Genomic DNA, 12,343 nt, shown 5'->3' on the forward strand with positions numbered 1-12,343 from the left:
AACCAACTGCCGGTCACATTAGAGTCATCGCGGAGCGTGATCGGCTATCATGAAATTTTTTTGACAGCGTGCTGGCTGTCTTGATGCTCTATTTATTTCTGATATTCACGAAATATGGAAATAGATATCACTCATCAACTGACCACACTGGGCCACCCAAAACGCCTGGCCATTTTTCGGCTCTTGGTGCGGCGTTATCCGGATCAGGTGCCAGCTGGCGAGCTGGCCGAGGCCCTTGATCTCAAGGGGTCGACCTTGTCGGCCTATCTGTCTGCGTTGATGCAGGCACGGCTTGTCACCCAGGAGCGCCACGGCACTTCGCTACGATACTCGGTCGATATGCAGGAAGTGCGACACACCTTCGACTATCTGTTTCTTGATTGTTGCAGGGGCCGGGCCGAGTTGTGCGGCCTGTCGGCGTTGCCCGGCACCGAACCGGCTGGGCGGGGGACGCGATCCAGATACAGGGTTCTGTTCCTATGCACCGGAAACTCTGCCCGTTCGATCTTTGCCGAAGCAATCCTTCGGAAAGAAGCGGGCGACCGGTTCGATGTTTTTTCCGCCGGTACAAAGCCGAAGTCCGAATTGAACCCTTTCGCGCTAGAGGTCCTGAAACAGAACGGGCATGATATCTCGCGCCTGCGGGCCAAAAGCATTACAGAGTTTCAAGGGCCGGATGGGCCGACGTTCGATTTTGTCTTCACGGTTTGTGATCAGGCAGCGAACGAAGATTGCCCGGCCTGGGTCGGTCAACCGGTCAATGCCCATTGGGGGGTACCCGATCCAGTGAAAATCGAGGGCAAGGTCGCGGAGAGGAACCTCGCGTTTCATCAGACATATGGCGCGCTTCGCAACAGGATCCTGGCCTTCGCCGCGCTGCCGATTGCTTCGCTCGACAAGATATCGCTTCAACGCGCTTTGGATGACCTCGCGCGAACGGAAACCGGAGAAAACTCATGACTGTTTTTGCGCTCAATGGCCTCGGTCGCATGGGCAAACTCGCTCTGAAACCACTTCTAGAGCGCGGCGCCGAGATTGCCTGGATCAACGATGCCGTTGGCGACACAGCAATGCAGGCGCATTTGCTCGAATTCGATACCGTGCATGGCCGCTGGGACGCTCGCTTTGCCTTTGACCAAAGCAGCGTCACGATTGACGACACGAAATTACCCTTTGTCGGAACGCGAGACTTGTCGAGACTGCCGCTGGACGGGGTGGATGTGGTGATCGACTGCACAGGCGTGTTCAAGACCGAAGCCAAGCTTCAGCCCTATTTCGATGCCGGGGTCAAAAAGGTTGTCGTTTCCGCGCCGGTCAAGGATGGGCCGACCGCAAACATCGTCTATGGCGTCAACCAGGATGTGTACAAATCGGCCGAGCACCGCATCGTTACGGCGGCTTCCTGTACAACCAACTGTCTGGCGCCGGTGGTCAAGGTGATCCACGAGGCAATCGGCATTCGCCATGGTTCGATCACCACCATCCACGATGTCACCAATACTCAGACCATCGTGGACCGGCCTGCCAAAGACCTTCGCCGAGCCCGTTCGGCTTTGAATTCTCTCATTCCGACCACCACGGGGTCGGCCACGGCGATCACCTTGATCTATCCCGAGCTCAAAGGTCGTCTGAACGGCCAGGCGGTGCGGGTTCCGCTGCTGAACGCCTCTCTCACGGATTGCGTCTTTGAGCTGGAGCGCGCGACAACCGTGGAGGAGGTCAATGGTTACTTTGCCGCCGCCGCCGAGGGGCCGCTGAAGGGCATTCTGGGTTTCGAGACCAGACCGCTTGTCTCTGCCGATTACACAAATGATACACGGTCGACGATCATAGATGGGCCATCGACGATGGTTATCAACGGAACCCAGCTGAAGGTGTTCGCCTGGTACGACAACGAGATGGGCTATGCGCACCGGCTGGTCGATGTGGCGTTTATGGTAGGGGCTTCTCTTTGACGCCGGAAGAGCAGCGCCCGAGCGGCCTCGCCGCCTATGGTGCCGTCACGGCGGCCTATTGGGCCTTCATGCTGACAGATGGCGCGTTGCGCATGCTGGTGCTGCTGCATTTTCACACGCTTGGTTTCTCGCCTGTGCAACTGGCCTATCTCTTTGTGATCTACGAGATCGCGGGCATGGTCACGAACCTGGCAGCGGGCTGGATCGCGGCCCGTTTCGGGCTGACGTCGACCCTTTATGCAGGGCTTGGGTTACAAGTGGTCGCCCTCGTGGCGCTGGCCGGACTGGATCCGGATTGGGCGCTGGGCGTGTCAGTGGCATATGTGATGTTGGTGCAAGGGGCCTCTGGGGTCGCCAAGGACCTGGCCAAGATGTCCTCGAAATCCGCTGTGAAGCTCCTGGCGCCCAACAAGGACGGCGCGCTGTTCCAGTGGGTGGCGGTGCTGACAGGGTCCAAGAACGCGGTGAAGGGACTGGGTTTTCTGCTGGGCGCCGCGCTTCTCGGAACCTTGGGCTTTGTCTGGTCGCTGTTCGCAATGGCAATCGGGTTGGCGATTGTCCTTCTGGCCCTGCTTATTGCGATGCCATCGGGGTTGCCGAAAGGGCGCAAAGGGGCGAAGTTCTCGGAAATCTTTTCGAAATCCGCCAACATCAACCGCCTCAGCCTCGCCCGGCTATTTCTGTTCGGGGCCAGGGATGTCTGGTTCGTCGTCGGGATTCCCATCTATTTCTACGCGGTTCTGTCAGACGGGTCCGAAGACGGAAATCGTACAGCGTTTTATCTGATTGGTACATTCATGGCGCTATGGATTGTCCTTTATGGCGGGGTCCAGGCGGCCGCACCAAGACTTTTGAACGCCTCGACACGTCCCGAGGCCGAACTGATCGCGGCGGTGCGCGGCTGGACGTGGGGACTTTCGCTGGTCCCGGCAACACTGACGGCGGTTGCCTTGATTGCCTCCGGACCTCAGCCTTGGCTGACGGTAACGCTGATCGCGGGGTTGCTGGTCTTTGGTGCCGTGTTTGCGGTGAACTCGTCGCTTCATTCTTACCTGGTTCTGGCGTTCACGCGGGCCGAGCGGGTGACGATGGATGTCGGGTTCTACTACATGGCGAACGCAGGCGGGCGCCTGATGGGTACCGTTCTGTCCGGGCTGACCTATCAGGTCGGGGGACTCGGGCTGATGCTGGGTACGGCTACGGTCATGATTGCGCTCTCGGCCATGGCGGCAAGCCGACTTAGCCCTGAGGCCTCCTTTGAGGTGGGGGGGTGAGCAGGGTGTAACGGCGTCGGGCGGGCCCATATCCTGACCACCGGTTGCGGCACCCAGGTCAGCCGGCAGAGTACCGCAAAGTGAAGGTTCACCACGGCTGCGGCATCAGAGAGACCTGATTCGCCAACGGTACATCCAGCCATGATCCTCCCATCACGACCGGGAAAAAGTGAGGCTTTTATCAACTGGACCGCTGGGCGCCCTCTGGCCATATTGGAACAAAGTTGTTTTGTTTCTTGGGAGTGAATGATGGCCCAGTCGATTTTTCTTGAAGAGCGTTTTGCAGCGAAGAATTTGAACCTCACCCCTGACGATGGATCCAGTTCAACCTGGCAGCTCTTGTCTGGCGGCGGCGTCGCGGTGGCGACGCTCACAGAGAATGCCGGGTCCCGTGTCCTAACATACGCCGTCTTCGGACCCGATGGCGAAGCGGTTGGCACGCCGCAGACGCTGGCGACCGTTCCTCGGGATAACGGTGTTTTCGATGTCCGGTTTGCCGAGGCGGCGGACGGCTCGGTTCTGCTGCATTTCTTCCTCGTGGATGGCACTTCTTATCACGAGTGGGGCGCCTATGCTCTGGGGGCCGGCGAGAACGTGGAAAGCACGCTCCGCGTTGTGCGGCTGGAAAGCGATGGATCACTGGACGGGACGCAGGATCTGGCCACGTTCGAGACCTACATTCCAAGGGTCGAACTGTTCGAAACGTCGGACGGTGGTATAGGGCTGCTCCGGTCCGGTCCGCCCAAGCCTTGGGAACCGGTCTCTGGGGGTGGGTACACGGTGGCGACCATCCCCGATCCGGACACCTTGCTGCAACGGTTCGGGGCCGATGGAACCCCCATTGGCGATGCCATGGTCTGGACCAACCCCGGGGTCGGCCATCTGGATCGGGATATTGGGTATATCAACAGCAGCATACCCGAAGCGATTGACCATGTTCAGACGTTTGAGGGGGCAGATGGCTCCTTGCTGGCCGTTTATCCGCGACCCTGGGACGCGTGGGGTGGTTTCCCCGAGGAACTATCCTCGCTGACCGTTCGGATCATCAATCCCGATGGCACTCATGGGACCGAACAGGTTGTGGTCGCAAGCCCGCACACTGAGGCGAACACGCTGGGCCACGCCCGGAACGGTGACCTGGGCGGCTGGAGCGTCGTGGCCGATCCGGCGGGTGGATTTGTCGTTCTCTATGGCGAAGCGGTCTATGACGACCCACCGGGTGGGCCTACTGTTTACGACGTGTCGATCCGGATGCAGCGACTGGACGCCACGGGCGCGCTTGTGGGATCGGATGTCGAGGTGGCCCGGTACACGAACAGCTATGTCAATTGGCTCGGCTTCCATGATGCCGAGATGCGCGCCGACGGAACATTGCTGTTCCAGACCTCTGCCTTGGGAAACGTCTCGCTGCACAGCGTTGCACCCGGGGGTACAGGCAGTGAAAGCATAACGCTGCGCACCCGTGAGGCGGACGATGCCGAGGGCGCGATCATTTCGGCCGAGATCCGCGAGGACGGAGGCGTTTCGATCCTTCACCAAGGTGTGGGCCCTGTGGTGACCGAATACGGAGACCGGGAGGATATCCTGTGGCTGTCTACCTATGACGCGCAGGGACAACCGGAAAGTCCGACCGTCAGGCTGGCCGACCACCGCAACATCTGGGCGAAGTTCGCAACCGGTCCCGATGGTTTGCTGACGGTCGCGTGGCAACACGCGGGCGAGGCGGGTGACACCTATGTCGGGCAGCATCTGGATGGTCAGGGGTTCCGCCACCTGACACCGACCGCGCTGACCGATGCGGCGGATGACGAAACCCTTTCCGAACCGGCATTCGTGGATGGCAAGGCCGGGAATGACACGCTGACCGGCAGCGCGGGCGATGACCGGTTTCTGGGCGGTGCGGGTGACGATCTGCTGCGGGGCGAGGCGGGCGACGACATGTTCCGCGCCGACGCGGGCAATGACACGCTGATCGGCGGCGAGGGAACCGACACGGCCTTTTGGCTGGGGTCGCCGACGGACTATACCGGTGAGTTGCTGGAGGAGGCCGATATCCCTGAGCACCTGCGCGGCATGGGGCCGGTCTATGCCGTCACCGGGCGCAACGATCGTGCGGGGGACGGGCGGAACCTGTTGTTGGGGGTCGAGCGGCTGGTATTTGCCGACCGTGTGATGACGCCGGACGAACTGGTGATCCAGACCGGGCGGGAAACCGGCGCGTTTGATGAATTGATCGAAGGTGCCGACGATGTGAACGACACCCTGTCCGGCGGGTTTGGCGCGGACACGCTGCGTGGTCTGGGCGGCAACGACTCTCTGTCCGGCGACGAGGAGAACGACCTGCTCGAAGGGGGCGCCGGAAACGATACTCTCATCGGCGGTCAGGGTGTCGATGTGCTGGAGGGGGGCGAGGGCAACGATATCGCGGTATTCTCCGGCGAATGGTGGGACTACGAGTTCTACCTGACGGATGACGCACGATATACCGGCTCCATCCCCGACCTGCCGGAGGGCACCACTCTTTCCGGCCCGGCAGTGGTGGTAAGGGCCCGGGAGGCCGCGGCGGGCGATGATCAATGGGATTTCCTGGTCGATATCGAACAGATGCAGTTTTCCAACCGCAGCGACAGCGTGTTCAGCATCCTGCTGGATGCCGGGGCGTACAATCGTACCATCCGGGGCACCGTCGCGGACGATACGATTGCCGGGGGTGTGGGGCATGACGATATCAATGGCCAAAGTGGCAACGATGTCGTCTATGGCGGTCCCGGGAACGACAGTCTGGACGGAGATTTTGGTGATGACCGCTTGTTTGGCGGCTTGGGTAACGATGACCTGACCGGCGATTTTGGAAATGACACGCTGGACGGCGGGCCGGGCAACGACACTCTGTCCTCGGGCGGCAGCGAGGGTGCCGGGGACCTGTTGCACGGTGGCGACGGAAATGATGCCTTGATGGGGTGGTGGGGTGCGTCCACGCTGGAAGGCGGCTCTGGCGACGACACAATACAGGGTGGACCGGGCGACGAGTTGGGCCGGGGCGATGACGGCAACGACGTTCTCTGGGGCGGCGAAGGCAATGACACGCTGGATGGCGGTGATGGCGCTGACGAGATCGGAGGGGATGACGGCAACGACCGGCTGGACGGACAGGGCGGCGACGATACGCTCAGCGGCGGTCGCGGCGACGACACGCTGTTTGGTGGGGATGGAAACGACGAACTGGCCGGCCATCAGGGCCGGGACGAACTGCATGGTGGCGACGGGGATGACATTATCCATGGTGCGGCCCCGGGGGCGGACACCGGCGACGACCTGGCCGACACGGTCTATGCCGGTGCCGGCAACGACACGATAGACGGCGGCCATGGCAACGACCTGATCTATGGAATGGACGGTAGTGACGTCATAGCTGGTGGCTTTGGCGCGGACCAGTTGATTGGACAGGGCGGCAATGACACGATCACCGGCTCGGCCTTTTCGGACCTCATCTTTGGCAATGCGGGCAACGATTTCCTCAACGGTGGCTTTGGTCACGACCGGATCAATGGCGGCACCGGGGCGGACAAATTCTTTCACCTTGGCGTCGCGGGGCATGGTTCGGACTGGGTACAGGATTACGACGCGGCCGAAGGAGACGTACTGGTGTTCGGCAACGCGTCGGCCATCCGCGACGACTTCCAGGTGAACCTGGCGCATACCGCAAATGCGGAAGGCGAGCGCGCTGGAGAAGATGCGGTGCAAGAGGCGTTTGTGATCTACCGGCCCACCGGCCAGATCATGTGGGCGCTGGTGGATGGTGGGGGGCAGTCCTCGATCAACCTCCAGATCGGAGCGGATGTGTTTGACCTGCTGACGTGAGACCTAAAGGTAGCGCCCTAGGGAGGCCATGGGATTGGTGTGGCAGGAAACGTGTATCACTGTGTTTGACCCGTTTACCCGGCGCTTTCCTGCACGTTCGGCAATTCGGATTGACGGCGGCGCGCGTTCCGGCGCGCTCCAACACGGCGCGGGACGATGTGCAGCCGGTTGTTCGGATTAGGCCCCCCCTCCTTTGTTCGAGAAATCTGCCGATCGCACGAGCAGGAGAGCAGGCGATCGCCGTCTGTGGCCTGAAGATTGGGCCCACGCTGCTGCGTCAGCGGCAATGTTCCAAGGCCGTTCCATTGAGTGCCGGGGCCCTTGAAAGTCCTGCCAAACACATACGTACGGATAGGTTTACGTGGCGACAGTTGACAGACACAACGGACTCTCTCCAATATGATTGCAATGAGATAAACCTTTTATTTATCCGAGTACGCATGTGCTTCAGAAGACATTTATAGGCCTTGTGGACGTTCTGAAACCCGTCCGATTGCCGGTGACGGCGGTTGCTCTCTGCATAGCTGCGCTATCGGCACAGGCGCAAACGGCGAGCGAGATTACACCGCAAAGCTTCACGCCTTCACTGCAAAGGCTCGATGGCTCCCTAGCCTTGTCGGGGCAGGCGGGCGGTCGCACGCCAGCCGGGCTGGAAAACATCGGTATCACTTTGTCCGGGGTCGATCTGACAGATCCCTTGCCGCAGATGGCCGAGGCCAACGACGCGTTCATTCAGCGGCTCACCCGTGGGCGGATACCCGCATCGGAACTGTTCGAGGCGACGTCAGACCTCGAAGCTGCCTATGCCGAGGCGGGTTATGTGCTGACACGCGTGGTTTTGCCGCAACAGACGCTGCGTGACGGCGGCAAGCTGCGTGTAGCGATCGTGAACGGATACATCGAAACAGTCGATACCCAGCGCCTGCCACCGGAAATCCGCGAAAGGGTCAAACGGCTTACCGATGGGCTGGTCAACAGACCGGGACTGACGCGCGCCGAGCTTGAGCGGCAACTGCTGCTGTCCGGAGATGTGCCGGGAACCGCGCTTAGATCGGGGCTGACGGCTGGCAGCGCACCAGGTTCCACGATTATCGGGCTTGAAGCCGATTACAGGCGGGTTACGGGGTTTGCAAGTTTCGGCAATCCAACTGGCCCGGAACTGGGTCGGCTCAACCTGGAACTGGGGGGTGAGCTGAACAGCGCCCTGGGGCAGGGGGAAACCTTTTATGGCCGAATCTCGGGCAACTACCAAGGGTTCTTTTCCGGCGATCCGCGCAGCCGGATCCTGGCGGGCGGTATGGTATACCCCATTGGCCGCTACGGCACCTATCTGAACATCGAGGCGACGACCAGCGACACGACTCCCGACGAGACACCGGCGACCCGGTCGAATTTCGACCGGCTGTCGCTCCGCCTGATCCACCCGCTGACCCGCGGACGTCAACTGAACGTTACCGGGCAACTGGCCCTGGACATGCAAAGGGACGACCAGTCGCTGTTGGGTGGGGCGCAGATCTACGAAGATCAACTGACCATCCTGCGTGCGGGTCTCAGCCTTACCTATCTGCATCTGGATCAGGCGTTTTCGACCGCAAGCCTGTTTCTGTCGCGCGGGATAGACGCGCTTGGCGCCCGGACATTGGCGGATGTCGGCGCGGGAACGCCGTTGTCGCGGGCAGGTGCGGATGCGATTTTCACCAAGATTTCGGGATCGTTCTCGCATCGGCGCGCCTTGTCCGAAAAGATAGGCCTGTCGGTTTCGGGGCGATTTCAGTCTTCGTTTGGCGACCCTCTGCTGACCTCGGAGCAGTTTTCACTGATCGGCAGCCAGGAGGTGTCGACGATGGATTCCGGCACGCTGCGCGGTGACAGCGGTTGGGTGCTGCGCTCGGAATTGTCGACAAATTACCCGGTCTCAATTGCCGGAAGGAATTTTCAGATCAGCCCCTATCTATTTGCCGGGGCCGGCCAGGCGATCCTCGAAAACCCAACGGTTCTGGAGCAGGCCCGTACCAAGGCGGTCTTCTACGGGATCGGGGTGGATCTCTTGTCGAATACGAACTCACTTTTCCGATCAAGCAGTTTGCGGATCGAATATGGCAGAGGAGAACGCGACGATGGTATCCCTGACGAAAACCGCTTTAGCATCTCGGGGAACATTCGTTTCTAAGTCACAGGGATCGGTGCGCCGGATCCTGTTGTGCGGTGTTGCCGCCTTTGTCTGGCAGGCTCCCGCATGGGCCCAATCCACGCTGCCCACGGGGGCAACGGTTGTTGGCGGTTCGGTCAACATCGCCCAGCCCGCGCCGCAAAGCATGGTGATCAACCAGTCCAGCAATTCAGCGGTGGTGAACTGGAACAGTTTTTCGATTGGATCGGAAAGCCATGTCGACATTCGCCAGCCGAATGCACAATCCAGCATTCTGAACCGGGTCACAGGAAACACCCGCAGCGATATTCACGGCAGGCTGACGGCGAACGGGCAGGTACATCTGGTCAACCCGAACGGCATTTTCATCGGCCCAAACGGAACGGTCAATGCAGGGGCTTTTGTGGCCTCGACGCTGGATATCACGAACGAGGACTTTCTGGCGGGCAGATACCGGTTCCAGGGTAACGGCTCTTCGGCCACCGTGTCGAATGCCGGACGCGTGATTATCGGCCCGGACGGCTATGCGGCGCTATTGGGGGGGCGGGTGCGCAACTCGGGCATTGTCACCGTTCCGATGGGCCGGATCGGCTTTGCCAGTGGTGAGCGGGTGATGCTGGACCTGTCCGGCGACCAGTTCCTGCAAGTGGCGATCCCGACCGCTGGCGAGGAGGACGGCGAAGCCCTCATCTCAAACTCGGGTTTGGCCAGCGCCGATGGCGGGCTGATTGAAATGCGGGCCGCGACAGCTCGCGAAGCGGTGCGTCAGGCCATCAACCTGTCCGGCGTGGCCGAGGCACGGTCGGTCTCGGTGCGAAATGGCACTATCGTGCTGGGCGGCGGCAGCGGAGGGTCCGTGCGTGTGACCGGCCGGGTTTCCACGCGTCAGTCAGAATCGCCCCTGGCCGTGGCCAGTTCGCGCAGACCGCCGCGGGGACCAGAGATAACCGTGACTGGACGTGACATCACCCTGGCTGGCGCCGAGATTGACGCCAGTGCCCAGGATGGTGGTGGCCTGATCAGGATTGGCGGTGATTTCTCGGGGGCTGGCGACCTGCTGCGGGCGTTGACGGTGGACGTCGACAGCGCGTCCAGCCTGCGCGCCGACGCGCTTGGAGCGGGCGATGGCGGGCGGATCGCGGTCTGGTCTGACAACGAGACGCGTTTTGACGGACAATTGTCGGCGCGCGGCGGTGAAACCGGCGGCGATGGTGGTTTCATCGAGGTCTCCAGCAGCCGGGTCCTGTCCTATGGCGGGCTTGCCGACACACGCGCCGGATACGGCCGCTGGGGAACGCTGCTGCTGGATCCGCAGGACATCACGATCAACCCCGGTGCCGGTGGCGAGACGACGCTGGAGGCGAATCTTGAACTCGGGAATGTGACGCTCGATACGTTCGATGCGGTTGCGACCGATCCCGGCGATATCTTCATCAATGCGGATCTCAACTGGCTGGCGGCGACGATCCTGTCGCTGCGCGCAGAGAACAGCATCTTTCTCAACGGTGCGATCAGCGCACCGAGCGGCGGGATCGTTCTGGACGCCGCGACCGATATTGTGACAAACGCGGCCAGTACGATCGATGTGGCGTCTTTTAGCCTGTCTTCGGGGTTCTGGAGCCAGGTCGGTACGCTGCCGTCGTTTTCCGCGACGAACTTTCAGGTCGTGTGCTGCGGAACGTTCCTGCGGGCCCTGGGGGGCGATGGCAGCGCCGCCACCCCGTATCGGATAACGGATGTCTACGGCCTACAGGGGTTGGCGACGCCTGGCTTGTCCGGATCAAACGCTGTCCTGGCCAATGATATCGACGCCAGCGGCACAGCAGGCTGGACCAATATCTTTACCGGGAACGGGTTCGAGCCGATCCCGCTGCTCAGCGGGACGCTGGATGGTGCCGGTTTCGCGGTTTCCGGTCTGTTCAGCTCGCAGTTTAGCTTTGATGGGGAGGTGTTTCGGCTCCGCCCTGCTGCCCTGATCAACACGATAGACAGCAGTGGAGTGGTCACGGACCTGACGCTGGAAAACGCCGACATAGCCGGGAACATGGCTGCGGTGTTGGCCGTGACCAACAATGGAACGGTTCGCAACAGCAGAAGTAGCGGTGTCGTCAGCGCGACACTCGACGCAGCCGGAGGGCTGATCGCCCAGAACACCGGAACAGTGCAAGACAGCCTGTCGTCGGTGGACGTTTCGTTCGATACAGGTTCCATCACTGCGCCACACGCGGTCGGAGGATTTGTCGGACGAAACCAAGGAGGAACGATCGTCCGATCGCATGCGACGGGCAACGTCGTGGTGACCAATCCCCTAAATCTGGATACGCCGTCGGGCATCATGGCGGGCGGTTTTGCCGGCGAGAATGACGCCTTTGGCCAGATCGCGGATTCCTATGCGCGCGGCAACGTGACGGTCACGGATACGTCGCTCAGCAGCATCGCTGGCGCCTTTGCGGGCGGTTTTGCAGGGGACAATTCGGGCAGCCTCGTCCGGTCCTATTCCACGGGAATGGTGACCACATCGGGCGCGATGAGCTTTGCTACCGGTGGTTTCCTGGGTCGCGACACGTCAAGCGGCGGCACTTCGGGCAATTTCTGGGATGTGGACATCTCTGGCGTAGCCAGCAGCCCCGGAGCCACCGGGCTGAACACCGGCCAGTTCCAGGATACGCCAACCTTCATCGCTTTGGGCTCACCATTGGGGTGGGATTTCAGCAATGTCTGGGCCCCCGGCGACACGGGGTTCCATCCGGTCAACTATAGCACCTCTCCGGTCGTCTTTGCCCAACCGGATCCGCTGACAGTGCAGTATGGCCAGACCGGCAGCGCGGTCGCGACCGGAACGGTCGACGGCGGCCCGGCCCAATATGTGTTCGACGGGTGTTGCGATACGCTGGATACCTCGCCGATTTTCCAGACGCTCGCGTTTTCCAGCACCACCGTCGGTTCGACGAGTTTCACAGTCGACAGTTCGCCGCTGACCAGCGCTGATGGCATACCCTATCGAGTCGTCGATCTGGTTGGCAGCGCGACGGTGACGCCCGCACCGCTGGTGGTGACGGCGGACGATGCGACGAGCGCTTACGGCGTGGCCACCGTGCTGAGCG

Annotated in this window: 6 protein-coding genes; all 6 read left to right on the plus strand. The window is 61.3% G+C overall.

The genetic code is table 11. The features are described 5' to 3' along the window. Positions 1–114 precede the first annotated feature (114 nt). Entirely contained in the window at positions 115–960 is an 846-nt protein-coding gene (locus tag G0P99_RS04600) for a helix-turn-helix domain-containing protein (RefSeq protein ID WP_164128164.1), read from the plus strand. Continuing rightward, on the plus strand, positions 957–1,955 hold the full coding sequence (locus G0P99_RS04605; RefSeq protein ID WP_164128166.1) for an ArsJ-associated glyceraldehyde-3-phosphate dehydrogenase: 999 nt from the start codon (positions 957–959) through the stop codon (positions 1,953–1,955). The genes G0P99_RS04600 and G0P99_RS04605 overlap by 4 nt, the downstream gene beginning before the upstream one ends. Further along, positions 1,952–3,229, plus strand: a complete 1,278-nt coding sequence (gene arsJ / locus G0P99_RS04610) for an organoarsenical effux MFS transporter ArsJ (RefSeq protein ID WP_164128168.1) — start codon at positions 1,952–1,954, stop codon at positions 3,227–3,229. The genes G0P99_RS04605 and arsJ overlap by 4 nt, the downstream gene beginning before the upstream one ends. A 249-nt stretch (positions 3,230–3,478) precedes the next feature. Continuing rightward, positions 3,479–7,090 (plus strand): calcium-binding protein, encoded by a 3,612-nt coding sequence (locus G0P99_RS04615; RefSeq protein WP_164128171.1) that lies wholly within the window; start codon positions 3,479–3,481, stop codon positions 7,088–7,090. 442 nt (positions 7,091–7,532) lie between these two features. Next, positions 7,533–9,260, plus strand: a complete 1,728-nt coding sequence (locus G0P99_RS04620) for a ShlB/FhaC/HecB family hemolysin secretion/activation protein (RefSeq protein WP_370462705.1) — start codon at positions 7,533–7,535, stop codon at positions 9,258–9,260. 13 nt (positions 9,261–9,273) lie between these two features. Continuing rightward, positions 9,274–12,343, plus strand: a 3,070-nt coding sequence (locus G0P99_RS04625) for a filamentous hemagglutinin N-terminal domain-containing protein (protein ID WP_370462706.1), incomplete at its 3' end; no start/stop codon positions are given.

This window comes from Ruegeria sp. PrR005, assembly GCF_010500245.1.
GTDB classification, from domain to species: Bacteria; Pseudomonadota; Alphaproteobacteria; order Rhodobacterales; family Rhodobacteraceae; genus Ruegeria_B; species Ruegeria_B marisflavi.